Origin of the sequence: Enterobacter cloacae complex sp. ECNIH7, from assembly GCF_002208095.1 — a bacterium.
In the GTDB taxonomy this organism is placed as follows: Bacteria; Pseudomonadota; Gammaproteobacteria; order Enterobacterales; family Enterobacteriaceae; genus Enterobacter; species Enterobacter cloacae_M.
This window is the reverse complement of sequence record NZ_CP017990.1, coordinates 59,072-82,419: the sequence shown is the minus strand read 5'-3', so window position 1 is coordinate 82,419 and position 23,348 is coordinate 59,072. Positions and strand designations below refer to the sequence as shown.

The following is a 23,348-nucleotide window of genomic DNA, read 5'->3' as shown; positions in this document are numbered from 1 at the left end:
TCGGGGTGAAAAGGTGAGACGCATCACGCTTCGCTCACCTCGCGCGGCGCCTGCGCATGCAGGAAGGGAAGCAGCAGCAGGGCGGAGATCCCCGCCGCGATGGCGATCACCGCGAAGAAACCGCTCCAGTGCCAGACGTCGATCACCCGCGCCAGCGGCCAGCCGGAGAGCGATGCACCGAGGTAGGCAAACAGCCCGACAAAGCCCGTCGCCGCGCCTGCCGCCTCTTTGTGCGAGCACTCCGCCGCCGCCATGCCGATCAGCATCTGCGGGCCAAAGACGAAGAAGCCGGTGGTGAAGAAGCACGCCGCCTGCATCACGTAGCTGGCGAACGGCATCAGCCACAGCGAGCCGACGGAGAGCAAAATCCCGGCGGCGAAAATCAGGTTCATCGGGCCACGGTTGCCGTTGAACAGCTTGTCCGAGCCCCAGCCCGCCACCAGCGCACCGATAAACCCGCCCAGCTCAAACATCGTCACCGCCGAGTTGGCGGTCACCAGGTCCACGCCGAGCGTCTCGGACATGTACAGGTTGCCCCAGTCGTTGATCGCCGCGCGCACCACGTAGACCAGCACGTAGCAGAGCGACAGCAGCCAGATGTAGGGGTTTTTCAGCACGTATTTGGTGAGGATCTCCCTGCGGGTCAGCCCCGCGCCCTCCTGCTGCTGGGCAATCTCCATCTCGTCGTGCCGCCAGTCGCCCACCGCAGGGAGGCCGACGGTTTGCGGCCGGTCGCGCAGGCGCCAGCAGAGAAACAGCCCGGCGACAATCGCGAGGCCACCGGCAATCATCATCCCCGCTCGCCAGCCGTAGTGCAGCGCCGCCGCACCTACCACCATCGGGATCAGCGCCCCGCCGACGTTATGCGCGGTGTTCCAGATTGCCCACCAGCCGCCGCGCTCGTTGCGCGAATACCAGGCGGTGAGCAGGCGGGCGCAGACCGGCGCGCCCCAGCCCTGGAAAAAGGCGTTCAGCGCCCACAGCAGGGCGAAGGCCCACAGCGAGGTGGAGAATCCAAACAGAATGTTCACCACGCCGGTGGCGATCAGCCCAACACCCATAAAATAGCGCGCGTTGGAGCGGTCGCTGACGATGCCGGAGAAGAACTTCGACAGGCCGTAGGTGATGTAAAACAGCGTCGCCAGCAGGCCGATATCGGTGCGAGTCATCACGCCGCTGGCGAGGATCTCCGGCGCGGCGGCGTTGAAGCTTTTGCGGGTGAAGTAGAACAGCGCGTAGCCGAGCCAGATGGCCATCAGGATATGGCGACGCCAGTAGCGGTAGCGGGCGTCGATTTCCGATTTATCGCCAATCGGCGCGGCGCTGGCAGGGGTTTTAAACATGGTAACTCCGTAGCGGCAGGCTGACGCTGACGCGCGTCCCGTGGGTGCAGGAGAGGTTCAGCGTGCCGCCCAGCGCCTTGACGCGCTCCCGCATGCCCGCCAGGCCAAAACCCTGCTGGCCGGAGCCCGGCGGCAGGCCGCAGCCATCGTCTTCAATTATCAGCTTCAGGCTGTCGTCCTGCCGCCAGCCCTGGATCGTGACCGCGCTGGCGCTGGCGTGCTTGACGATGTTGTTCAGCCCTTCCTGACAGACGCGGAACAGCGTCACGCGCTGGCCTTCGCTGAGCGTAGATTCGTTAATGCGCCAGTCGAGATGGCTCACTATTCCGCGGCTTTCCAGCTCCATCTCGCGCATCAGGGAACGCACCGCCTGCTCCAGCAACAGGTCGTCAAGCTGGCGCGGGCGCAGTCGTCCTAACAGGCGACGAACGGAGTCATAGACTCCCAGCGAAAGCTGTTCGATATGCGCCCCGCCCTGCTTCACGCCCGCATTTTCCGCTGCCAGGCGCTGGACAATGCCCGCCTGAGTGCGAATGGCGGTGATGGTCTGGCCGATATCGTCGTGCAGCTCGCGGGCGACCTCCTGCCGCACGCTCTCTTCCGTCTCCAGCAGGCGCTCCGCCAGACGGCGGTTGCGCGCCAGCTCGGTTTGCAGGGACTGGTTCAGCTCGCGCAGGCGCTGAATGCCCGCTCCCAGCAGCAGCCCGGTCAGGCTTTGAGCCAGCAGGGAAAGCAGTAAATCAACAGGATGATCGTGCCAGGTCTGGCTGGCGATCAGTGCGATGGCGTTCATCAGCGTGGCGATCAGCGCCCCCTGCCAGCCGTAGTGCCAGGCCAGGGCGATAATCGGCAGCGCCAGGCAGAACGGCGTGAAGCGTGAAAGCTCGGCGGGCAGGCCAAGCTGGAGCCACAGGCTCACCACAAACAGCAGCAGATACCAGATGAGGTGCCGGGCGCGCCAGTTCACCGGCTGGGAAACCAGCGCCGGGCCGAGCGGCTGCCAGACGGTGCTGGTGAGATAGTGCCAGATCACGAGGCAGGTTGGTGCCAGCGTCAGGCCGCCGGTGAGGGTCAGCAGCAGGGCATTGAGCATCTCCTTCTCGCCGACCCACGGAAGCGACTGCAGCAGCGCGGCGGCAATCAGCGCCGCCCCCTGACGCAGCAGCGTGCGCCAGTCGCGCTGGTGGCGGTAGCGGGAGATGAGGGCAACCGGGAGAAGCGTGAGCAGGCTTCCGGTCATCAATAAGGGCAGGTGCGCGAGGGCCACCTCCTGCGCCAGCCAGACCAGCATCAGCCACTCAGCGCCGAGCAAAACCGGCCAGTAGGCGCGCGGACACTGGAGCATTAAGCCCAGACGCAGGCCGAAGGGAAACAGCAGCACCGCCAGCTCGGGGCGTTCCACCAGGTGCAGGCTGATGCTCCACAGGCAAAACCAGGCGGCGGAGAAGATAAAAAAGCTGGCGACGACGGCGATCAGCCGTGAAAAAGCGGAACTCATTGCCAGCTGTCGAACATGCGGCGCGCCAGCTCGACGTCGTTGCTGACGTTGAGTTTTTCCATCAGGTTGGCGCGGTGGACGTGTACGGTTTTCGGGGACAGATCCAGCTCGGCCGCAATCTCTTTCACCGACATCCCCTGCGCGAGTTTTTCCGCAACCTGGCGCTCGCGTCTGGTGAGCGGATCCTGGCGTCCGGCCGCCAGCTTGATGGCGATATCCGGCGTCAGGTAGCAGCCGCCGGTGGAGACGGTGCGCACCGCGGCGATCAGTTCGTCGGGGCTACAGCGCTTGGAGAGAAAGCCGCGCGCGCCCGCGTTGAGCGCCTGCTCTACCAGCGCCGGGCTGTCGTGGACCGACAGCATGATCGTCGCCATCCCTTTCGGCAGCTGGCTTAACAGCTCCAGCCCGGAGAGATCCGGCATCGAGATGTCGCAAATACAGACCTGCACCCCGCGCCCCGGCAGGCCCGCCAGCGCTTCACGACCGGAGCCAAACTCGGTCACGACCTGAAAATCCGGTTCGAGGTTCAGAAGCTGGGCAAATCCGGAGCGGACGATAAGGTGATCGTCGATAAGGGCGATGGTGGTCATGGCGCATTCCTGGCGGGCGGATAAAAAAACGCGCCTACCTTAACGATAAGCGCGCGGGTGTTCAAGCAATGAGCGATTTATTCGAAGAACACCGCAATTTTGTTAAACATGGTGGGATCGGACTGGTTGCGAGCCACTTTGGTGACGTCTTCCAGCTTGTCGATCTGCGCCATCATCTGCTCAAGACGCTGGTCGTCGTTGACCAGTAGCCAGATGCGGCTGTGCTCGCTGCCCTGAATCGGCAGACAGAGAATGCCTTCCACGTTAAACGCACGGCGGGCAAAAAGCCCGCAGACGTGGGTCATGACGCCAGGGTGGTTGCGGACGGTGAGTTCCAGAATGACGTTATCATGTTGTTTCTGCATGGCTTATTCTCCCACCATCTCAGTATTTGCCGCTCCCGGCGGCACCATCGGATACACTTTTTGTTCAGGGTCGATACGCACGTGGATCAGCGCCGGACCGGGGCGAGAAATCGCGTCCTGCAGCGCCGCGTGGGCATCCTCTTCGGCGTTCAGATCGCAGGTGTGCAGGCCAAAACCGGCGGCAATCTGCATAAAGTTAATCATCCCCGGGTAGGTCGCCGCAAACACGCCCTGCTTGTAGAACAGGCTCTGCTGCTGGTGCACCAGCCCCAGCGCCTCGTTGTTCATCAGGATGATTTTCACGTCTAACTGGTTTTCGGCCGCGGTGGCCATTTCCTGAATGTTCATCATCAGGCTGCCGTCGCCGGAGAAGCAGATGACCTTGCGGTCCGGATTCGCCAGCGCCGCACCAACTGCTGCAGGCAGACCGAAGCCCATGGTTCCCAGACCGCCGGAGGTCAGCCACTGGCGAGGACGGTTCAGCGGATAGGCCTGCGCGGTCCACATCTGGTGCTGTCCCACGTCGGTGGTGATAATCGCGCTGTCGTCCACGCAGGCGGCCACGGCGTTGATAAGACCGTAGTGGCTCAGCGGATCGCCTTCAGTTGGGATCGCGCCCGGGAACTCGCGCTGCAGATCGGCCACCAGCTTAAGCCAGTCGGCGCGCTCGGCTGCGTCCGTCTGCGGGATCAGCTGCGCCAGCACCTCGGCCACGTCGCCCTGAATCGCCACGTGCGGCTGCTTGATTTTACCCAGCTCGGCGCGGTCGATATCCACGTGAATGATTTTGGCGTTCGGGCAGAACTGCTCGGTTTTGCCGATCGCCCGGTCATCAAAACGCGCGCCCATAACAATCAGCAAATCCGCCTCTTGCAGGATGTAGTTGGTGCTGCGCGCGCCGTGCATGCCCAGCATGCCGAGAGAGAGCGGGTGCGCTTTAGGCAGCATGCCCAGCGCCATCAGGGTCATGGTAGTGGGCAGGTTGGCTTTCTCTGCAAACTGGCGGATTTCATCCGCGGCGTTGATGGCCCCACCGCCCAGGTAGAGCACCGGGCGTTTGGCGGCGTTAATCATAGCGGCGGCGTCGCGCACGCTCTCAGCGCTGAATTCCGGCGCGGGGGCACGCTCGCCCGGCTCCGGCAGGACGTCTATCTCGATCTCTGCGGTCTGGACATCCTTAGGAATGTCTATCCACACCGGGCCCGGGCGGCCGGACTGCGCAATGCGAAACGCATCGCTAATAACCTGAGGAAGCTCGCTGATGTCGCGAACTAAATAGTTATGTTTGGTGATGGGGATAGAGATGCCGTAGGTGTCCACTTCCTGGAACGCATCGGTGCCGATCATTGAGGACGGTACCTGGCCGGTAATGCAGATCAGCGGAATGGAGTCGAGACGCGCGTCGGCGATGGCGGTGACCAGGTTGGTTGCGCCCGGGCCGCTGCAGGCCATACAGACCGCCGGTTTGCCCTGCGTACGCGCCATGCCCTGAGCAATAAAGCCTGCCCCCTGCTCGTGGCGCGCCAGCACGTGGCGGATCTGCGTGCTTTGGCTTAACGCATCGTACAGCGGCAGCACCGTGCCACCCGGGATGCCCGCAACCGTGGTGATGCCCTGCCGTTCCAGCAGATGAACGATCAGCTGCGCGCCAGTAAAACGCGTCTTGGTGGATGTTGTGCCCGAACTTGCCATGCTCCAGTCCTTTTCTTCTGGGCCGACGTTCCGGGGAGGGTCCTAAACGAAAAACCCCGCCCGGTTTGCGCCGGCGGGGTTTTGGATTCGTGTGTTGATCCAGTCCCTACGGCGCATTGCCGACGACCACCACCACACGCACGACGACCACTGCGGCTGGTTGCGCAGTTTTTAGTAGGGTCGAAGTGAAGATGGATGAAGTCATTGGGGACCTGTGTTTGGAATCATTGATGGAATTTATACAAACACAGGTTTTCGGGCGTGACAATGGAAATATTTTCATCTGCGCAAAAATGCGTCAGGGATCACGTTTCGTTTGTTGAGGGTTGAAAACAAAAAACCCCGCCGGAGCGAGGTTTTTATCAGGGTTTTGCGGTTGGTCGCCGCAGAACACACTATGTTACGTCAACGCAAAAAGTATACGCGATCGAAGACGAACGCGCAATTCCGGCACGGATTTTGACGCTTTTGAGTATGGATCGCCTTCCTGATTTTGTCCAAAAAATACTGTTCATGCATACAGTATTTATCTATACTGAGGGTGTTCGCAGTGAGCGAGGGGGCCGCAGTTTTACCGGCGCAAAGAAGTCCTGGCTGAAACGGGTGGTGCCGTCAGTGCCTTAACCCCTGAAGTGAGCACACTGTGTTACGTCAATCCAGGTGCTGGCAACAGGCGGCGGAAAGGTACGCCAGCATCGTGCTCCTTTTAACCAAAAGGAGACGCGTATGAGCGTAGTGGATATGGTGATACTTATCCTCAAACTCATTGTTGCTGTACTGCAACTGCTTGATGCTGTCCTGAAATTCCTTCGGTAATTCAGGTTCAAGTCGCACCTGAGAGGGGCGGGCAACCGCCCCTCTTTAATAACGAGGGAATGCTATGTCGCGTCTGTTAATTGAGCCCGTCACACCGGATGAGCCGTGGTATATCGCCCTGAAGGCTGAAAGTATCGCACTGAATTTCAACATGCTGCGCAGGCTGGAAGATAACTGGCAGCGTGGTGAGAACCGCTTTAACGCGCCGGGTGAAAAGCTGCTGGGCGCGTTTCTCAACGGCAGGCTGGTCGGCGTGTGCGGCCTCAACCGCGATCCGTTCAGCCAGCAGCCGCGCGCCGGACGTATTCGCCATCTCTACGTCAGCGAGAAGTGCCGCGGGCTGGGCATTGGCAAACAGCTTTTAACCGTGGTGATGGCCGATGCCAGCATCTGGTTTGATTTCCTGAATACCCATGCGCCGGAGAGCGCGTACGGCTTCTATCGCCAGGCGGGTTTTACGCTGGTCTCGGACGAGCCGCGGGTGACGCACCGCCTTTTTTGTGCCGTGTAGCCGGCTGGCAGCATCAGGGTGTGAATGTTACAGTTGAGTGACAATTCACCACCCGATACGCTATGACCATCACCGTTTTTTGCATTTTGCTCTTCGCCGCGCTGCTGCATGCCAGCTGGAACGCCATCGTTAAGGCCGGAACGGACAAGCTCTATTCCGCCATAAGCGTCAGCGGATCCGCCACGGTTATCGCTCTGGTCTTACTGCCGTTTTCCCCACAGCCATCTGCTGCAAGCTGGCCGTTTTTGATCGTCTCCTGCGCCTTACAGGTTGTGTACACCGTGCTGGTAGCGAAAACCTATCAGGTCTCCGATATGAGCCAGACCTATCCGCTGATGCGCGGCACCGCCCCGCTGCTGGTGGCGCTGATCGGCGTGCTGGCGCTCGGCGATCGTCTCTCGTGGCTCGCCTGGTCCGGTATCGGAGTAATTTGCCTGTCAATTCTGGCGATGGCGATGCATGGCCGCATACGGTCACGCAAAGGGATCGGGCTGGCGCTGCTGAACGCCTGCTTTATTGCCGGGTATACGCTGGTGGACGGCACCGGCGTGCGTCTGTCGAACACCGCGCTGGGCTATACGCTGTGGACCTTCTTTATGAACGGCTTCTGCCTGTTGAGTTGGGCAATGGTGGCGCGCCGGCGCGAGGCGTCCGGCTACCTGCGCCTGCACTGGAAAAAGGGGCTGCTCGGCGGGGTGGGAACCATGGGATCTTACGGTCTGGCGCTTTGGGCAATGACGCAGGCGCCGCTGGCGGTGGTCGCGGCGCTGCGTGAAACCTCCATACTCTTTGGGGCACTGATCGCGTTTGTCCTTTTAAAAGAGAAGGTTGCGGGCCTGCGTATCGCGGCGGCGCTGGGTATTGCCGGCGGCGCTATTCTGCTGCGCATGGCGTAAATCACTGGCAACATTAGTTGCCGATCTTGTTTACTAATCCTGCCTTTCCCGGTTTTTTCATTCACCACGACAATGCTTAAATTGTCATCTCTCTGTGGTAGATTCCTCGCGCATTTATGGGAATGCGCAGTCACTTATTCTTCATTTTTCTCTTTTGGCAAAAGTATTCAGCGACATGAAAAAACAAAGGAACGTTAACTTATTGTTGATGCTGGTGTTACTGGTGGCCGTCGGTCAGATGGCGCAAACCATCTACATTCCGGCGATCGCCGACATGGCAAAGGAATTGAACGTCCGCGAGGGCGCGGTGCAGAGCGTGATGGCAGCCTACCTGCTGACCTATGGCGTTTCGCAGCTCTTTTACGGCCCGCTGTCTGACCGCGTCGGGCGTCGCCCGGTGATCCTGGTGGGCATGAGCATTTTCATGGTGGCGACGGTGATTGCCATTACCACGCACAGCCTGACCGTATTGATTGCCGCCAGCGCCCTGCAGGGCGTCGGGACCGGCGTCGGTGGGGTGATGGCGCGAACCTTACCGCGCGATATGTATCAGGGCACCCAGCTCCGTCATGCCAACAGCTTGTTGAATATGGGAATTCTGGTCAGCCCGCTTCTCGCCCCGCTGATTGGCGGCCTGCTGGACACGATGTGGTCCTGGCGCGCCTGCTACGCCTTCCTGCTGGTGCTGTGCGTGATTGTCACCTTCAGCATGGCGCGCTGGATGCCGGAAACGCGCCCGCAGGACGCGCCGCGCACGAAGCTCATCACCAGCTATAAAACGCTGTTTGGCAACGGGTCGTTTACCTGCTACCTGCTGATGCTGATCGGCGGCCTGGCGGGCATTGCGGTGTTTGAAGCCTGTTCCGGCGTGCTGCTGGGCGCGGGTCTGGGCCTGAGCAGCATGGTCGTGAGTATTCTGTTTATTCTGCCGATCCCGGCGGCGTTCTTCGGCGCGTGGTTTGCCGGACGCCCGAACAAACGCTTCTCCACCCTGATGTGGCAGTCGGTGATCAGCTGTCTGCTGGCGGGCCTGATGATGTGGATACCGGGGCTATTTGGCGTGATGACGGTCTGGACGCTGCTCATCCCGGCGGCGCTGTTCTTCTTCGGCGCGGGGATGCTGTTCCCGCTGGCGACCAGCGGCGCGATGGAGCCGTTCCCGTTCCTCGCAGGCACGGCTGGTGCGCTGGTGGGCGGTTTGCAGAATATCGGCTCCGGCGCGCTGGCCTGGCTCTCGGCGATGATGCCGCAGACCGGGCAGGCTAGTTTGGGCCTGCTGATGACGCTGATGGGGCTGCTGATTTTACTGTGCTGGCTGCCGCTGGCGTCGCGTGTTCCGCATCACGAGCAGCCGGTTTAACCGCATGATGGCCCGGCTTCTCGCCGGGCTTTTCACAGACGGGCGCAATCATCGCCTGCAACAACGGCTCCGGCGCGGGCCGCCAGGCCCCCTCTTCCCCGTCGTAAAACTGGAAATCCGCGTTCAGCGCATATGGGATTTTCGCCTTTTGCAGCTCGCAGGCCATAAAGGTGGAGAACGCCATTTGCGAAGCGGTTGGCGTGAGGTGGTTTGACTCTCCCACGCCCCAGCCCCCGACCCAGCTAACGTGCCCGGTTTTTTGCTGCCAGCGCAGCGCGGTATTGATGCGATTATGGATAGCCGCTTTCTCCGCCGCCGTGCCGGACGTCCACGGGTATTTACCGCTATTTTTCAGCGGCCCCCACGGGAAAATATGCCACTCCGCCAGCAGGTAGTTTTGACTGTGCGCGGGCAGCTTCAGGCTGGATAAATCCTCCGGCGCGGCGCGCAGGCGTGGCGCAACAAAGATCATGCGCTGCGGGTCCATGTCGTGGATCGCTTTAATGGTTTTTTCATACACGCGGTTTAGCGACGCGAGGTTGTGGTTAAGCTTGTCGGCCGGCTCATAGATGAGATCAAAACCCAGCAGCGGGTAGCTCTGACCGAAATAGTGCGCCACGGCAATCCACCAGTTGATCGTCTCTTTCTCGTTATCGGCTTTCGGGTCGTTTTTATATTCATCAGCCTGATAAGCGATAATCGGGATCACGCCATACTGCTCGCAGGCTTCTACCAGCTTGCGCAGGTGAATTAGCCGCGCTTCCGTCGGCTCATCGGCGACGCGAATGCGCACGTGGGTAATGCCTTTTGCACGAAAATCGCGTACCACCAGCGGGTCGAATTCGCGTATGCCGCGCTCGGTGCGCGCCCAGTCCACATCCATCCCGACGCCCAGCTGCTGCGCATAACGGGCAGCCGTCAGCGGCGGCTCAGCGGCAATCGCCCAGCCGGAAGAGATCAGTAATGCAGAGGCAATAAAAGGCTTTAACACGGTTTACCCTGGATAAATCGAAAGCATTACCTGTATTTAGCACGCTTTTTCACATTTGGTGTAGAGCGAAAGCGTAATAATTCTTCAACCTGCCAGTTCTCTCAGCCAGCCAATAAAGGCGTCTATTTTCGGCCACTGACGACCGGAAAGCGTCGAGACATAGTAGTGCTGATGGCATTTCAGGGTCTTGTCACCAAACGGGGCGATCAGCTCGCCCCGTTCGAGCCGTTTCTGCACCAGCCGCTTTCTGCCCATCGCGACGCCGACGTGGTTGATGGCCGCAATAATCGCTAAATCGGAACGATCGAAACCAATGCCCGACGATGACGGCATATTCACCGCAAAGTGTTGCGCCCAGCTCAGCCACTCATCCGTCCCGGAATCGTTGCTCCAGGCCTGACGGTCGTGCAGCAGCGTGCAGTGGCTGAGGTTATCGGGGTTTTTCAGCAATTCATGCTCGCGGGCATACTGCGGTGAGCAGACGGGCAAAATCTCCTCGTCCATCAGGAAGTGATGAGAGAGGTGGTTTGGCGGCGTATCGTCGAAATAGAGCGCCAGATCGACGCCCGTTCGCTGCATATTGACGTAATCATTGCCGGTCAGGATGGTGAGTGAAATCGACGGATAGCGGCGGGTAAAGCCCCCCAGCATGGGCACCAGCCAGCACTGGGCGATCGACGGCCGGGAGTAGACCGTCAGCGTGCCGGAGAGCGCCTGGTTTTTGATGTCCAGGATCTCCTGATTCAGGGTGTCGAGGGACGATTTCAGCGTCCAGTAAACGCGCTTTCCCTCCTGCGTCAGCTCAACTTTACGGTGCGAGCGGACGAACAGCTGAATGCCCAGCTCCTCTTCCAGCAGGTTGATGCGGTGGCTCACCGCGCTGGGGCTGAGCGACAGCTCCTCCGCCGCCAGGGCGAAGGACTCATGCCGGGCGGCCACTTCAAAGGTATACATTTTCGACAGCTGCCAGCCGTTTAACAGGCGGTTTCTGGCTTCATTCGCATCGGTCATCACAATTCTCACGTGGGTTTTCTGCGCTCAGCATACCGCTCAAGGGTGAATTTATGTGAACCTAATACGAATTAAGTGCGCTTTTTAGAGCGCAGTCACTCAATTGATCCAATCTGGCTCACCTGAACGCCAATTTATATCGTTTGTCAGCCCACGCCGTTTTTTCGTCCAATACCCACAGATGACATAAGGGTGAGGTGAGATATGGGATCTCAGGTCTGGGTTGTGGCAACGCTGCTGGTCAGCATTGTGTTGATTGTTTTAACCATCGTAAAACTGAAGTTTCACCCGTTCCTCGCGCTGCTGCTGGCGAGCTTTTTCGTCGGCGCGATGATGGGGATGAGCCCGCTGGATATGGTGAACGCCATCGAGAGCGGAATTGGTGGTACGCTGGGCTTCCTGGCGGCGGTGATTGGTCTGGGCACCATTCTCGGCAAGATGATGGAAGTCTCCGGCGCGGCAGAGCGCATCGGGATCGCACTGCAGCGCTGCCGCTGGCTGTCGGCGGACGTGATTATGGTGCTGGTAGGCCTTATCTGCGGCATTACGCTGTTTGTGGAAGTGGGCGTGGTACTGCTGATCCCGCTGGCGTTTTCCATCGCCAAAAAGACCAACACGTCGCTGCTCAAGCTGGCCATTCCGCTCTGTACCGCGCTGATGGCGGTGCATTGCGTGGTGCCGCCGCATCCGGCGGCGCTGTTTGTCACCAACAAACTCGGTGCAGACGTCGGAACGGTGATTGTCTACGGTCTGATGGTGGGCCTGATGGCCTCGCTGGTCGGCGGCCCGCTGTTCCTGAAACTGCTCGGCAACCGTCTGCCGTTTAAACCGGTTCCGGCGGAATTTTCAGACCTGAAGGTACGGGAAGAGCACACCCTGCCGTCGCTGGGCGCCACGCTGTTCACGGTGCTGCTGCCGATTGCCCTGATGCTGGTGAAAACCATCGCCGAGCTGAATATGGCAAAAGAAGGCACGCTGTATACGCTGCTGGAGTTTATCGGCAACCCGATCACCGCCATGTTTATCGCCGTGTTTGTTGCCTACTACCTGCTGGGGATCCGCCAGCATATGGGCATGGGCACGATGCTGACGCACACCGAGCACGGCTTCGGCTCTATCGCCAACATTTTGCTGATTATCGGCGCGGGCGGCGCGTTTAACGCCATCCTGAAAACCAGCGGACTGGCGGACTCGCTGGCGCATATTCTCTCGAACCTGCACATGCACCCTATCCTGCTCGCCTGGCTGGTGGCGCTGGTGCTGCATGCCGCTGTAGGCTCCGCGACGGTGGCGATGATGGGCGCCACGGCAATAGTCGCGCCGATGCTGCCGCTCTACCCGAACGTGAGCCCGGAGATCATTACCATTGCCATCGGTTCCGGTGCCATTGGCTGCACGATCGTGACCGATTCTCTCTTCTGGCTGGTGAAGCAATACTGCGGCGCTACCCTGAACGAGACCTTCAAATACTATACGACGGCGACGTTTATCGCCTCGGTGCTTGCACTTGGCGGCACATTCCTGCTTTCCTTCATTATCTGAGCGCGAAGAGACGTATTATGGAAAACGCAACTATCACTACTTTAACCGCACAGTTTCCTCTGGTTGAGGATCTGATTGCCCTGAAAGAAACCACCTGGCTTAACCCGCGCACCACGACGCTTGCAGAAGGGTTGCCGTACGTCGGGCTGACCAAAGCCGACGTGGACGACGCGCACGCGCGCCTCAACCGCTTCGCGCCGTACCTGGCGAAAGCCTTCCCGGAAACGGCGGCAACGGGCGGGATTATCGAATCCGAACTGGTTGCAATCCCGGCGATGCAAAAGCGGCTGGAGAAAGAATCTGCGAAGTCTATTCCCGGCACGCTGCTGCTGAAAAAAGACAGCCATCTGCCGATTTCCGGCTCGATCAAAGCGCGCGGCGGCATCTATGAGGTGCTGACCCATGCGGAAAAACTGGCGCTGGAAGCCGGGTTGCTGAGCGTTGAAGACGACTACAGCGTTCTGCTGGAACCGCGCTTTAAGGACTTTTTCAGCCAGTACAGCATTGCGGTAGGTTCAACCGGCAACCTTGGGATGTCCATCGGCATTATGAGCGCCCGCATCGGCTTTAAGGTGACGGTGCATATGTCTGCCGACGCCCGCGAATGGAAGAAAGCCAAACTGCGCAGCCACGGCGTCATCGTCGTGGAATATGAGCAGGATTACGGCGTGGCGGTGGAGCAGGGACGAAAAGCGGCAGAAAGCGATCCGAACTGTTTCTTCATTGACGATGAAAACTCCCGCACCCTTTTCCTGGGCTACGCCGTTGCAGGCGAGCGGCTGAAGGCGCAGTTTGCCGAACAGGGCCGCGTGGTGGATGCCGATCATCCCCTGTACGTCTACCTGCCGTGCGGCGTCGGCGGCGGTCCCGGCGGCGTGGCGTTTGGCCTGAAGCTGGCCTTTGGCGATAACGTCCACTGCTTCTTCGCGGAGCCAACGCACTCCCCGTGCATGCTGCTCGGCGTCTACACCGGCCTGCACGATGAGATCGCGGTGCAGGATCTGGGCATTGATAACGTGACGGCGGCGGACGGTCTGGCGGTAGGGCGCGCCTCTGGCTTCGTGGGCCGCGCGATAGAGCGCCTGCTCGACGGGTTCTATACGCTCTCCGATCAGAGCATGTACGACATGCTCGGCTGGCTGGCGCAGGAGGAGGGCATTCGCCTGGAGCCGTCGGCGCTGGCGGGCATGGCCGGTCCGGTGCGCGTTCATTCGCATACCAACGTTACCCACCTGGTGTGGGCGACCGGCGGCGGAATGGTCCCGGAAGACGAGATGGCGAAGTATCTGGCGAAAGGGAAGTAATTATGCCGGGTGGCGGCTACGCTTTACCGGGCCTACGGTTCGCGGCAGTTGCAGGCCCGGTAAAGCGTAGCCGCCACCGGGCTTACAGGCTCAAAATTTGCTGAATATGGGTTACCGCAAACAGCAGCGACAGCGAGAGAACAGCGAGCGCGATCAGGAACTTATCCCGCACCGTTTTCGGCTGTACAAAATCGTTCTGCGCCACGTCCATCAGGTTACGGCTGCGGGTATAGCGCCATAAAATAATGGCCACCAGCGCCAGCACAATAATGGAAATCCAGAATGGCACCCCTGTGCGGTGCCAGTTGTGCTTGATCGCCAGGGCAATCAGCGCGCCATACCCCAGCAGCGTGCGCAGCCAGGCGAGCGACGTCCGCTCCGGCTGCAGGCCGGGGTCCGCTTCGCGCCGCGCTTTGCGGCTATCCGCCATAGAACACCAGCACCATCACCACGCCCGCCACCGTCAGCAGAATCGTGCTGATAATCAGCAGCCCGCGCGTATAGGGCAGATCCTGCTTCAGACGCATCGCCTTCTCATTGCGCAGCCAGCGCAGGTAGCCGTAAATCGCCAGCACGCCCGCAAACAGGCACAGCAGCAGCGCCAGCACTTCGCGAATCAGCGGCGTGGCGAAATCGGGCGCGAGCTGATCGAGACCCACCCCTGCGGCAAGAAAGCCCAGCGCGGTGCGGATCCACGCTAAAAAAGTGCGTTCATTAGCCAGAGAGAAGCGGTAGTCCGGCGCTTCGCCGAGGCGGGAAATTTTCATGAGGGTTCCTTGTCGTGCTCCAGGCAGGCTTCAGCATAGCGTAAATCGACAAGGACAAGGAGACCGGCATCGGGCGATGCCGGTCAGGACGATTAGTGCAGCTCTGGCCAGTAGTCCTTATTGGCCGCGATCAGGTCATCCAGAATCGCTTTCGCGACGGACGCGCTCGGCACGGTTTTCGACAGGGTGATCGCCTGCCAGAGTTTCTGGTACGAACGCTGCTCCCAGGCATCCACCACCAGTTTTTCCACCGCCACCTGCTGGCTCATCAGCCCTTTCTGGAAGTGCGGAATATCGCCCACCGTGAGCGGCTCCGGCCCGTTATGGCCTACCAGGCACGGGATCTCCACCATCGCGTCGGCATCAAAGTTATGGATGGCCCCGTTGTTAGGCACAATCAGCAGCATCCGCTCCTGGGTGTTGAAGGCAATCGCCGTCGCCAGATCGACGATGTACGACGCATGTTCGTCGATTTCCAGCTCACCGGCGGCGGAGTGACCGGCTTCAATAATTGCCCGGCAGGCGCTGAACACGTGCTTTTCACGGTGATCCATGACCTCATTGGCGCGGGTGCGTTCCGGATTGGAGTGCGCGACCACGTAGTCCGGGAACAGATAATACTTCAGGTAGGTGTTCGGCATGGTATCCGGGTCAAGCGCCTGTACGTCTCTGGCTTTGGCAAAGGTATCGTTCCAGCTCGCTTCGGTATGCGCATCTTCCGAAGGCGGCACATAGCCATTTTTCGCCACGTATTCGCGCAGTTTCGGCATCAGATCGTTGCCGTTGAGATCTTCAATCGACGTCCACCAGCCGAAGTGGTTCAGACCGTAGTAGCGCACGCGCATCTCTTTGCGGTTTTTCAGGCCGACAATCTGCGCCATGCGCCCTTCAATGCCGATCGGCATATCGCAGATGTTGAGGATTTTGGCGTTCGGACGCAGGCGACGCGTGGCTTCCGCGACAATCGCCGCCGGGTTGGAGTAGTTCAGCATCCACGCGTTCGGGGAGTACTGCTGCATATAATCCACCAGCTCCAGCACGCCGCCGATCGAGCGCATGCCGTAGGAGATGCCGCCCGGTCCGCAGGTTTCCTGGCCCAGCACGCCGTGGCGCAGCGGGATTTTTTCATCTTTTTCGCGCATCGGGTATTTGCCCACGCGGATATGCGCCATCACAAAATCCACATCGGTAAACGCCGCTTTAGGATCGGTGGTGTAGCTGAATTCAATCTCCGGCGCCTGCTCCCTGAGGATGATTTTGCACGCTTCGCCGATGGTCTCCTGACGTGCGCCGTCGTTGTCATAGAACTTCAGCGCGCGCAGCGGGAAACGGTCACGGTTGGCTAACAGCATCAGGACGATACCAGGCGTAAAGGTGCTGCCGCCGCCTGCAATGACAACTGAGAATTTTTTCATGATATAGCCTCTGTCAGGGTGGTTTGTTCATTTGTTAAAGGAGTTTTCATCAACGATTCCAGCTGGTCGCGCACCTGAGGAACGTGCAGGCCGACAATCACCTGAATGCCGTTGCCGCGTCGCACCACGCCGTGGGCGCCGAGGGCTTTGAAGACGTCATCGCTTTGGGTTTTCGCCATATCCACCAGCGCAATGCGCAAGCGGGTGGCGCAGTTGTTGATGCTTTCGATGTTGGCCGCGCCGCCGAGCGCCTGCAGGAATCCGGCGGCCAGCCCTACCTGCTGGCTGGCCGCGGCCGGGACGGTGGTTTGCCCGCGCGCCGCCTTATAGTCGGCCTTGCTGTAGAGTTTGATTTCGCTCTCTTTCCGGCCCGGCGTTTTCAGGTTCAGACGTTCGATCAGCGTTTTGAAGACCGCGAAGTAGATGCCGGTGAAGCAGACGCCGATGCCGATCTGGGTGAATACCGTCGAGGCGTGGTTATGAAACATTGGGATCCAGTTTTGCGGCAGGAACTGGTCCAGCAGGCCGCCGCCCATGTTCCCGACCACGCCAAAGGCGTACATCACCGTTGCCATAGTCGCCGCCAGCACCGCATGGACGGCAAACAGCAGCGGCGAGATAAACAGGAAGGTGAACTCAAGAGGTTCCGTGATGCCCACCAGCACGGCGGTGAGCGTGGCCGGCACCAGCAGCCCCGCCACCTTGACGCGGTTTTCCGGCGACGCGGTGTACCAGATAGCGAACGCAATCCCGACCGAGCCAAACACTTTAGAGTTGCCGTGCAGCGCGAACCCGCCTTCCGGGAAGAGAGTTTTCAGCGGCAGGGTGCTCTGGCTGAACTCCTGCAGGTGCTGTGCCCAGTAGACCTGAATCCCGCCTTCCACCGCCGCCGGGCCGAAGATGAACGGACCGTAGACGAAGTGGTGCAATCCGGTTGGGATCAGAATGCGTTCCAGGAAGGTATACACCCACACGCCCAGCGCACCGGCGGAGCGCAGGAACGCCTGCAGGGACTCAATGCCCATCTGTACTTTTGGCCAGCCCAGCAGCGTCAGCCAGGCGCAGGGGATCATGACGAAGAACGCGAGGATAACGACAAACGAGCTGCCCTGGAAAATCCCCAGAAAGACCGGCAGCGGCTTGTCGAAGTAGCGGTTGTGGATGGCGGTGACGATACCTGAGATCACAATGGCGCCGATGATGCTGGTATCGAGCGTTTTGATGCCGGCAATCATCGCCAGCCCGCTACCCGCCGTCGGTTCTGCGGAGAAGTCGACGCCGAAGAAGTGGCCCCAGGTCATCCCCATCGCGTTAATGAAGTAGTTCCAGGTCAGAAAGCTAATCAGCACCGCCAGACAGGCGCGGCCCTGCGCCTGCTTCGCCAGGCCAATCGGCAGGCCAACGGCAAAAATCAGCGGCATATTGCGAAACACCGCCCAGCCGCCCTCTTCAATGATGTGAACAATCTGCGCGAAAAGATGATCGGGGGCCGTTAAGGCTTCGCCGACAAACAGCGGGTTGCGAAGCATGATGGCGATTCCCACCACGATCCCGGCGAACGGAAACAGCAACACCGGGGTAAACATGGCACCGCCAAAACGTTGTATTTGACTGAGCATTTTTAAATCCTCATGAAACAACCTGTAGGGGTAGAGGCCTTTATGGTTTTTTGCTGGCCTGAGGTGAGCATAAGAACTTACTGATGCGCGAACATGGCGTGCCGCTGCGATTCGTGATCGCATTCATGGTTTTATTTTGACCAATCAGGTCTACTTTTTGGCGTAAATATGGACATGTCAGGACACAATCCACGCCCTGATAAGGGCAGAGAGGTCTACTGGTGATCTACAAATCTATCGCCGACAGATTGCGGCTGCGGCTGAATTCGTCGGACTACAACATCGGCAGCCCGCTGCCCGGCGAAAAGGCGCTGGCGCAGGAGTTCGGCGTGGCGCGAATGACCATCCGCAAGGCGCTCGATCTGCTGGTGAGCTGGGGGCTGGTTGAGCGGCGGCACGGCAGCGGAACCTTTGTCGCGCGCAAAGACGTTCACCACGAAATCACCAACCTGACCGGACTGGTGGAGGTGCTGCGGCAGCAGGGAAAAGAGGTGCAGAGTAAGGTCTTACAGTTTGAAGTGATGCCCGCCCCGCCCGCTATCGCCAGCCAGCTGCGGATTCAGGTGGATGAGCGGATCTACTTTTCCCGGCGGGTGCGCTACGTGGACGGGAAGCCGCTGATGCTGGAGGACAGCTTTATGCCGGTGAAGCTGTTCCGCAATCTGTCGCTGGCGCATCTTGAGGGGTCTAAGTTTGATTACATCGAGAAGGAGTGCGGGATCACCATCAGCGGCAATTACGAGAGCCTGACGCCGGTGCTGGCAGATAAAACGCTGGCCGGTTATATGAACCTGCCGGAACAGACGCCGCTGCTGCGAATTACGTCTCTCTCCTACAGCGACAGCGGCGAGTTCCTCAATTATTCCGTAATGTTCCGAAATACCAGTGATTACCAGGTGGACTACCATCTGCGGCGCGTCCACCCGGACGACCTGCTAGCCCATTCCCCAGAACAGCACCGCCAGTAGCTGCGGGGTGATGATGCGCAGGAACATCACCAGCGGATAGACGGTGGCATAGGAGAGCGCAGCCGCACCGCTGGTGGCGTGCAGGTTGTTGGCAAAAGCCAGCGCGGGCGGATCGGTCATGGAGCCCGCCAGCATCCCGCACAGCGTCAGGTAGTTCATTTTGGCGAACATCCGCGCCAGTATTCCCACCGTCAGCAGCGGGATCGCCGTGATAAAGATACCGTAGCCTACCCAGCTCATCCCTTCGCCCTTGACCAGGGTATCGACAAAATCCCCGCCGGACTTCAGCCCGACCACCGCCAGGAACAGCACGATACCCAGCTCGCGCAGCGCCAGGTTGGCGCTCGGTGGCATAAACCAGTAGAGCTTCCCGATACAGCCGATACGCCCGAGGATCAGCGCCATAATCAGCGGTCCACCCGCCAGGCCCAGCTTGAGCGCCACCGGGAAGCCCGGCACGTACACAGGAATAGAACCGAGCAGCACGCCGAGCCCGATACCGATAAACACCGGCAGCATCTGCACCTGCTGCAGCTTTTGCTGGGCGTTACCCACCATATCCGCCACGGCGTCGATGGACGACGGGCGCCCGACCAGGTTGAGGATATCCCCGAACTGCAGGCTGGCCTCCGGGCTGGCGACCAGTTCAACACCCGCACGGTTAAGGCGAGAGATCACCACGTCATAGCGCTCTTTTACCTGCAGATCGCGTATTTTCTTGCCAAGAACGTGTTCGTTAGTCACCACAACGCGTTCCACGCGCATATCGGTGCCGCGGGTTGAGAGCGAGGTATCCACTTCCTGGCCAATCACCAGCCGCGCGTTGTTTAAATCTCCGGGCTGGCCGACCAGGTGCAGCAGATCGCCCTGCTGAATGACGGTGCCGGGGGCAGGCACCATCAGCATATCGTCACGCTTGAGGCGGGAGCAGATGATATTGGCGCTGTTCAGGATCGGCACGTCCTGAATCGCCATATTGTTCAGGTTGGGGTTATCGACCCGAATGTTGATGGTTTTGATCGGCATATGGCCGTTGGTGAGCGTGGTTTCATGGTCCTTCGCCTCTTTGTCGACGTTAATGCGAAACAGGACGCGCACCAGCCACATGGAAAGCAGAATGCCGCAAATCCCAAACGGATAGGCCATGGCGTAGCTCATCCCCATCTGGTCGACAATGCCGGGTTCGATACCCAAATCGCGCAGGATTTGCTGCCCGGCACCGAGCGCAGGCGTGTTGGTAACCGCCCCGGAGAAAATGCCCAGCACCACGGGGAGCGGGATATCGAAGATTTTATGCAGAATTGCGGTGACCAGCCCGCCCATCACCACAATGCCGAGGGCAAACAGGTTGAGCCGTAATCCGGAGACCCGAAGTGAGGCGAAAAAGCCCGGTCCCACCTGAATACCGATGGTATAAACGAAGAGGATCAGGCCGAACTCCTGGGTAAAGTGGAGCATTTCGGCGCTGAGAACCAGCCCGAGCTTGTCGGCGAAGTGCCCGACAAAAATGCCGCCAAACAGTACCCCGCCTATCCCAAACCCGACACCGCGGATTTTGATATTACCTATCCACAGGCCAACAACTGCGACCAGGGCCAACACGCTGACGGTTAACGCGATATCACTCATGACCCACTTCCTTATCATAACCTTGGTTATGCTAAGGATTCTCTCAGAGCCGGGGGCGGTTGTATGGGTGATGGCGCACAAAAAAGCCCTGCCGGGGCAGGGCTTTATCTTTTCACCCTCTCCCACAGGGAGAGGGCCAGGGTGAGGGCATCAGCCCGCACAGTGCTAACTGTTCAACGCCGGCCGCTCGCTAATGGCGATACGCTGCGGCGCGATGGCTTCCGGCACGTTGCGGATCAGGTCGATATGCAGCAGACCGTTGGTAAACGTTGCGCCAGACACTTCCATATGGTCTGCCAGGGTAAAGCTCAGGCTAAACGGCTGATTAACCAACCCCTGATGCAGCCATTTGGTCTCGGTCTCTTGTTTTTCCGGCGACCCCTTCACGGTCAGGCGAGTGCCTTCAAGCTGGATGTCCAGATCGTCCTGGCGGAAACCGGCCAGCGCAAGGGTAATGCGATAGTGGTTATCGTCGCTTTTTTCGATGTTGTACGGCGGAAACGTCTGTTGCTCGGTGGTGCTTTGCAGGGCGTTAGCCAGTTTGTCAAAACCAATCCACTGACGCAGCAGGGGGGATAAATCATAGTTACGCATACTAAATCTCCTTCTGAGAAGCGAGTTCGGCACAGTGTAATTTTGTGCGCAGTTGTACCTGCAAATCCTGATGGATTCGCATATGCTCCCGTTACGGCAAGCAAGTTCGGGTGGGGCGCTCACGCGACCCGCGTAATTAGTTAATTTCGATACGGCGCGGTTTTTTCTCTTCCGGAATCACACGTTCCAGTTCGATAAACAGCAGACCGTTAACCAGGTTCGCGCCTTTAACGTGAATGTTCTCGGCTAACTGGAACTTGCGTTCAAAGTTGCGCTCGGCAATGCCCTGATAAAGGTAGGTACGTTCTTTCTGCTCGGCCGTATGGGAACCTTTCACCACCAGCAGGTTGTCCTGCGCGGTGATCTCCAGTTCGTTTTCTGCAAAACCGGCGACGGCAATGGCGATGCGGTAGTGGTTTTCGTCAACCAGCTCAACATTGTATGGAGGGTAGCCGTTGCTCTGGCTTTGGTTATTTTCTAAATGGTTAAACAGGCGGTCAAAACCAATTGCAGAACGGTATAGCGGAGAAAGATCGAAGTTACGCATAAATAAAACTCCTGAAATCAGCGAGAAATTGTAGCCTTCCACCATGGACAGGCCTTTGCGCCCCCGAACACCCATCAGGCGAGTTCGTTATCGGGCCACATTCTTAAAATGGGTCTGCAATCGGGCTTTTCAAGAACGACAGCTGCACTTTTTTTTGCACTTTCCTGCATCTCGCTTAGACTGGGACAACAGCACAAAGGGTTAAATTGCGATGGCTGCCACAGTGCGGGGTTATAGGGCTATCCATTTTGGATAAGGCTCGCTATAACCCTGAGTTGCAGGTCTATGCAGTGCCATTAACGATGACTGAGTGATGATGAAAAATGTTCTGATAAAGCTGACGACGTTCAGCGGGGTAGTTTTACTTTGCGGGTGTTCGAGCGTGATGTCTCACACCGGCGGTAAAGAAGGAACATATCCGGGGACGCGCGCCAGCGCGGCGATGATCTCCGATGACGATACAAACTGGGGCACCAAATCCCTGGTTATCCTGGATATGCCGTTTACGGCCGTGGCGGATACGCTTCTGCTGCCGTGGGATATGTTTCGTAAGGACAACTCCGTACGCTCGCGGGTAGAGAAAAGCGAGCAGGAAAATCTGGCGACAAACGCCGTCATCCCGCCCGCTGAAATGCCTCCACGCTAGTACTGCGCGGTTTCCGTCACCCAAAGCTGACGGAAACCGGCTGTCTCCTCCATCCACGCAATAACGCGCCCGTCCGGGGAAAACACGACCGCATCAGCAGACGGCGGGTTGCCGTGATCGGACGTCAAAAACGTCACCTCTCCGGTCTGTGCGTCGCAGCAGGCGATCCGATTTTCGAGCACAAACCCCAGACGATCGCCGGAAGGATGCCAGTTAAATGCAGACTGAATATCGCTCCCGGTACGCGTCAACTGGCGCGGCTCGCCGCCCTCAGGAGAGATCAGCCACAGCTGCACAATGCCGTTATCATCCCGCATCAGAAACGCAATCCGTGTCCCCTGCGGGTTACAGCGAACCCAGTGACGCGGCACGTTCACCAGGCCCGGGTACGCCCTCTGATGCGTAAAGGTCAAACGACGCTGCTTCACACCCGCAGGCGGCGCTGGAAGGGTCTCCGTCGTGCCCTGTAGCGGCGCATCGCCCGCATGCTTCCAGCCCTGCTCATCTTCCGGCAGATTTACGATAAACAGTTCGGGTACTTTTTCGCCCTGCTCAGACAGGGTGTCGCCGATGAACGCCAGCCTGTCGTTGCCCACCCAGCCCTCTTCGTAGGCGCGGTTAATCTCGTCGCTGCCCGGCTGCGGGTTGGGCGTCGTGCGGCTGACCAGCACGCTCCAGAATGCACCTGAATATTCGCGCGGATGGTTCCCGCGCGGGTTCACCGGGCCGTAAGGCGCAGCCACGCCGACGTTGCGTAAATCAAGTTTAGGATCGCGTTCGTGCAGAACATGGTCGTTATAGGTAAAGCTGACGAGCTGCCCGTTTGGGCTGAAGACATGGACGTGGCTGCCGCCGCGCAGCGCGCCGGCGGTGTAAGGCGCGGTGATATCCATCGCGTCCAGGTTGCTCACCTGACCGTTTTGCGCAACCACTCCCTGACGATGATGAAAATCGTAATGCCAGTCCGCATCCGGGTTTTTCGGGCCGTGGATAAAGACATATTTCTCTTCTGCAGGATGAACGGTCACCACGCCGACATGCGCGCCGTCAGTGGCGCGATATACCACCTCTACCTCACCCGTAGCGACATTGACCCGCTCGATGGTTTCACCGGTGAACGACGCACCGGACGGGCGCACGTCGTAGACCAGCCACTGGCTGTCCGGCGTCCAGGTATTGATGTTGGTCAGCTGGTGGTTGCGGGAAGCGAAGGTGATTTGTTTCATGAGGATACCCTGATGCAC

At 59.3% G+C, this 23,348-nt stretch carries 24 protein-coding genes and 1 other annotated feature; of the genes, 8 read left to right on the top strand and 16 right to left on the bottom strand.

Annotation, left to right across the window (positions count from 1 at the left end; genetic code table 11):
* Positions 1–23: 23 nt before the first annotated feature.
* From WM95_RS00400 to ivbL, 6 genes are all read right to left on the bottom strand, one after another.
* Complete coding sequence (locus WM95_RS00400) at positions 24–1,343, bottom strand: MFS transporter (protein WP_045354672.1); 1,320 nt, start codon at positions 1,341–1,343, stop codon at positions 24–26.
* Positions 1,336–2,841, bottom strand: coding sequence for a signal transduction histidine-protein kinase/phosphatase UhpB (gene uhpB / locus WM95_RS00395; RefSeq protein WP_063409107.1), 1,506 nt, complete (start codon positions 2,839–2,841; stop codon positions 1,336–1,338). Before uhpB ends, WM95_RS00400 begins: the two co-directional genes overlap by 8 nt.
* Positions 2,838–3,431: a transcriptional regulator UhpA gene (gene uhpA / locus WM95_RS00390; protein WP_088544608.1), complete on the bottom strand. Its 594-nt coding sequence runs from the start codon at positions 3,429–3,431 to the stop codon at positions 2,838–2,840. Before uhpA ends, uhpB begins: the two co-directional genes overlap by 4 nt.
* 77 nt (positions 3,432–3,508) lie before the next feature.
* Positions 3,509–3,796, bottom strand: coding sequence for an acetolactate synthase small subunit (ilvN, locus tag WM95_RS00385; protein WP_010426528.1), 288 nt, complete (start codon positions 3,794–3,796; stop codon positions 3,509–3,511).
* Positions 3,797–3,799: 3 nt separating this feature from the next.
* A complete protein-coding gene (gene ilvB / locus WM95_RS00380) occupies positions 3,800–5,488 on the bottom strand; it encodes an acetolactate synthase large subunit (protein ID WP_088544607.1) in 1,689 nt (562 codons plus the stop codon).
* Between the two features lie 106 nt (positions 5,489–5,594).
* Entirely contained in the window at positions 5,595–5,693 is a 99-nt protein-coding gene (ivbL, locus tag WM95_RS27050) for an ilvB operon leader peptide IvbL (RefSeq protein ID WP_057979964.1), read from the bottom strand.
* 521 nt (positions 5,694–6,214) lie between these two features.
* Here ivbL and tisB point away from each other — a divergent pair.
* From tisB to emrD, 4 genes are all read left to right on the top strand, one after another.
* Entirely contained in the window at positions 6,215–6,304 is a 90-nt protein-coding gene (gene tisB, locus WM95_RS00370) for a type I toxin-antitoxin system toxin TisB (protein ID WP_023309830.1), read from the top strand.
* A 64-nt stretch (positions 6,305–6,368) separates the two neighbouring features.
* A complete protein-coding gene (locus WM95_RS00365; RefSeq protein ID WP_063409105.1) occupies positions 6,369–6,815 on the top strand; it encodes a GNAT family N-acetyltransferase in 447 nt (148 codons plus the stop codon).
* A gap of 62 nt (positions 6,816–6,877) precedes the next feature.
* Complete coding sequence (locus WM95_RS00360; protein ID WP_045354666.1) at positions 6,878–7,711, top strand: EamA family transporter; 834 nt, start codon at positions 6,878–6,880, stop codon at positions 7,709–7,711.
* Positions 7,712–7,886: 175 nt separating this feature from the next.
* Entirely contained in the window at positions 7,887–9,071 is a 1,185-nt protein-coding gene (gene emrD / locus WM95_RS00355) for a multidrug efflux MFS transporter EmrD (RefSeq protein WP_029741426.1), read from the top strand.
* On the opposite strand, the gene WM95_RS00350 is transcribed toward emrD, so the two are convergent.
* Together WM95_RS00350 and dsdC are read right to left on the bottom strand one after the other, a co-directional pair.
* Positions 8,974–10,062, bottom strand: coding sequence for a cellulase family glycosylhydrolase (locus tag WM95_RS00350; protein WP_063409104.1), 1,089 nt, complete (start codon positions 10,060–10,062; stop codon positions 8,974–8,976). The genes emrD and WM95_RS00350 overlap by 98 nt on opposite strands.
* Positions 10,063–10,146: 84 nt before the next feature.
* Entirely contained in the window at positions 10,147–11,073 is a 927-nt protein-coding gene (dsdC, locus tag WM95_RS00345; RefSeq protein WP_063409103.1) for a DNA-binding transcriptional regulator DsdC, read from the bottom strand.
* Between the two features lie 204 nt (positions 11,074–11,277).
* Between dsdC and dsdX the strand changes: the two genes are divergently transcribed.
* Both dsdX and dsdA read left to right on the top strand, forming a co-directional pair.
* Positions 11,278–12,615 carry a D-serine transporter DsdX gene (gene dsdX / locus WM95_RS00340; protein WP_023309824.1) on the top strand — a complete coding sequence of 446 codons (1,338 nt, stop codon included), beginning with the start codon at positions 11,278–11,280 and terminating at the stop codon, positions 12,613–12,615.
* A gap of 17 nt (positions 12,616–12,632) precedes the next feature.
* Positions 12,633–13,919, top strand: a complete 1,287-nt coding sequence (gene dsdA, locus WM95_RS00335) for a D-serine ammonia-lyase (protein WP_063409102.1) — start codon at positions 12,633–12,635, stop codon at positions 13,917–13,919.
* An 82-nt stretch (positions 13,920–14,001) separates the two neighbouring features.
* On the opposite strand, the gene WM95_RS00330 is transcribed toward dsdA, so the two are convergent.
* The 4 genes from WM95_RS00330 to WM95_RS00315 form a co-directional block, all read right to left on the bottom strand.
* Positions 14,002–14,349: a DUF202 domain-containing protein gene (locus WM95_RS00330; protein ID WP_063409101.1), complete on the bottom strand. Its 348-nt coding sequence runs from the start codon at positions 14,347–14,349 to the stop codon at positions 14,002–14,004.
* Positions 14,339–14,686 (bottom strand): YidH family protein, encoded by a 348-nt coding sequence (locus WM95_RS00325; RefSeq protein ID WP_023309821.1) that lies wholly within the window; start codon positions 14,684–14,686, stop codon positions 14,339–14,341. Before WM95_RS00325 ends, WM95_RS00330 begins: the two co-directional genes overlap by 11 nt.
* Positions 14,687–14,778: 92 nt before the next feature.
* Complete coding sequence (locus tag WM95_RS00320; protein WP_063409100.1) at positions 14,779–16,101, bottom strand: 6-phospho-alpha-glucosidase; 1,323 nt, start codon at positions 16,099–16,101, stop codon at positions 14,779–14,781.
* Positions 16,098–17,720 carry an alpha-glucoside-specific PTS transporter subunit IIBC gene (locus WM95_RS00315; protein WP_063409099.1) on the bottom strand — a complete coding sequence of 541 codons (1,623 nt, stop codon included), beginning with the start codon at positions 17,718–17,720 and terminating at the stop codon, positions 16,098–16,100. The genes WM95_RS00320 and WM95_RS00315 overlap by 4 nt, the downstream gene beginning before the upstream one ends.
* A 221-nt stretch (positions 17,721–17,941) precedes the next feature.
* Between WM95_RS00315 and WM95_RS00310 the strand changes: the two genes are divergently transcribed.
* Positions 17,942–18,688, top strand: a complete 747-nt coding sequence (locus WM95_RS00310; RefSeq protein ID WP_088544606.1) for a GntR family transcriptional regulator — start codon at positions 17,942–17,944, stop codon at positions 18,686–18,688.
* Here the strand turns inward: WM95_RS00310 and WM95_RS00305 are convergent.
* The 3 genes from WM95_RS00305 to ibpA form a co-directional block, all read right to left on the bottom strand.
* Complete coding sequence (locus WM95_RS00305; protein WP_023309817.1) at positions 18,656–20,317, bottom strand: putative transporter; 1,662 nt, start codon at positions 20,315–20,317, stop codon at positions 18,656–18,658. The genes WM95_RS00310 and WM95_RS00305 overlap by 33 nt on opposite strands.
* Positions 20,318–20,482: 165 nt before the next feature.
* A complete protein-coding gene (ibpB, locus tag WM95_RS00300) occupies positions 20,483–20,911 on the bottom strand; it encodes a small heat shock chaperone IbpB (RefSeq protein WP_023309816.1) in 429 nt (142 codons plus the stop codon).
* A 136-nt stretch (positions 20,912–21,047) separates the two neighbouring features.
* The gene (gene ibpA / locus WM95_RS00295) at positions 21,048–21,458 is read right to left on the bottom strand and encodes a small heat shock chaperone IbpA (protein WP_008500162.1); all 411 of its coding nucleotides are present in this window, start codon (positions 21,456–21,458) and stop codon (positions 21,048–21,050) included.
* Positions 21,452–21,523: a sequence feature (ROSE (Repression Of Heat Shock gene Expression) occurs in the 5'-region of heat shock genes and acts as an RNA thermometer to modulate expression.), on the bottom strand. Its footprint overlaps the gene before it by 7 nt.
* A gap of 248 nt (positions 21,524–21,771) precedes the next feature.
* Between ibpA and WM95_RS00290 the strand changes: the two genes are divergently transcribed.
* Positions 21,772–22,104: a YceK/YidQ family lipoprotein gene (locus WM95_RS00290; protein ID WP_024907391.1), complete on the top strand. Its 333-nt coding sequence runs from the start codon at positions 21,772–21,774 to the stop codon at positions 22,102–22,104.
* On the opposite strand, the gene WM95_RS00285 is transcribed toward WM95_RS00290, so the two are convergent.
* Positions 22,101–23,330 (bottom strand): DUF3748 domain-containing protein, encoded by a 1,230-nt coding sequence (locus WM95_RS00285; protein WP_074166140.1) that lies wholly within the window; start codon positions 23,328–23,330, stop codon positions 22,101–22,103. The two genes, WM95_RS00290 and WM95_RS00285, sit on opposite strands and share 4 nt — an antisense overlap.
* Positions 23,331–23,348: the final 18 nt, after the last annotated feature.

What these genes read in the sequence shown, in the direction of transcription:
- WM95_RS00400 (WP_045354672.1), bottom strand. Translation starts at nt 1,343, where the DNA reads ATGTTTAAAACCCCTGCCAGCGCCGCGCCGATTGGCGATAAATCGGAA.
- uhpB (WP_063409107.1), bottom strand. Translation starts at nt 2,841, where the DNA reads ATGAGTTCCGCTTTTTCACGGCTGATCGCCGTCGTCGCCAGCTTTTTT.
- uhpA (WP_088544608.1), bottom strand. Translation starts at nt 3,431, where the DNA reads ATGACCACCATCGCCCTTATCGACGATCACCTTATCGTCCGCTCCGGA.
- ilvN (WP_010426528.1), bottom strand. Translation starts at nt 3,796, where the DNA reads ATGCAGAAACAACATGATAACGTCATTCTGGAACTCACCGTCCGCAAC.
- ilvB (WP_088544607.1), bottom strand. Translation starts at nt 5,488, where the DNA reads ATGGCAAGTTCGGGCACAACATCCACCAAGACGCGTTTTACTGGCGCG.
- ivbL (WP_057979964.1), bottom strand. Translation starts at nt 5,693, where the DNA reads ATGACTTCATCCATCTTCACTTCGACCCTACTAAAAACTGCGCAACCA.
- tisB (WP_023309830.1), top strand. Translation starts at nt 6,215, where the DNA reads ATGAGCGTAGTGGATATGGTGATACTTATCCTCAAACTCATTGTTGCT.
- WM95_RS00365 (WP_063409105.1), top strand. Translation starts at nt 6,369, where the DNA reads ATGTCGCGTCTGTTAATTGAGCCCGTCACACCGGATGAGCCGTGGTAT.
- WM95_RS00360 (WP_045354666.1), top strand. Translation starts at nt 6,878, where the DNA reads ATGACCATCACCGTTTTTTGCATTTTGCTCTTCGCCGCGCTGCTGCAT.
- emrD (WP_029741426.1), top strand. Translation starts at nt 7,887, where the DNA reads ATGAAAAAACAAAGGAACGTTAACTTATTGTTGATGCTGGTGTTACTG.
- dsdC (WP_063409103.1), bottom strand. Translation starts at nt 11,073, where the DNA reads ATGACCGATGCGAATGAAGCCAGAAACCGCCTGTTAAACGGCTGGCAG.
- dsdX (WP_023309824.1), top strand. Translation starts at nt 11,278, where the DNA reads ATGGGATCTCAGGTCTGGGTTGTGGCAACGCTGCTGGTCAGCATTGTG.
- dsdA (WP_063409102.1), top strand. Translation starts at nt 12,633, where the DNA reads ATGGAAAACGCAACTATCACTACTTTAACCGCACAGTTTCCTCTGGTT.
- WM95_RS00330 (WP_063409101.1), bottom strand. Translation starts at nt 14,349, where the DNA reads ATGGCGGATAGCCGCAAAGCGCGGCGCGAAGCGGACCCCGGCCTGCAG.
- WM95_RS00325 (WP_023309821.1), bottom strand. Translation starts at nt 14,686, where the DNA reads ATGAAAATTTCCCGCCTCGGCGAAGCGCCGGACTACCGCTTCTCTCTG.
- WM95_RS00320 (WP_063409100.1), bottom strand. Translation starts at nt 16,101, where the DNA reads ATGAAAAAATTCTCAGTTGTCATTGCAGGCGGCGGCAGCACCTTTACG.
- WM95_RS00315 (WP_063409099.1), bottom strand. Translation starts at nt 17,720, where the DNA reads ATGCTCAGTCAAATACAACGTTTTGGCGGTGCCATGTTTACCCCGGTG.
- WM95_RS00305 (WP_023309817.1), bottom strand. Translation starts at nt 20,317, where the DNA reads ATGAGTGATATCGCGTTAACCGTCAGCGTGTTGGCCCTGGTCGCAGTT.
- ibpB (WP_023309816.1), bottom strand. Translation starts at nt 20,911, where the DNA reads ATGCGTAACTATGATTTATCCCCCCTGCTGCGTCAGTGGATTGGTTTT.
- ibpA (WP_008500162.1), bottom strand. Translation starts at nt 21,458, where the DNA reads ATGCGTAACTTCGATCTTTCTCCGCTATACCGTTCTGCAATTGGTTTT.
- WM95_RS00290 (WP_024907391.1), top strand. Translation starts at nt 21,772, where the DNA reads ATGATGAAAAATGTTCTGATAAAGCTGACGACGTTCAGCGGGGTAGTT.
- WM95_RS00285 (WP_074166140.1), bottom strand. Translation starts at nt 23,330, where the DNA reads ATGAAACAAATCACCTTCGCTTCCCGCAACCACCAGCTGACCAACATC.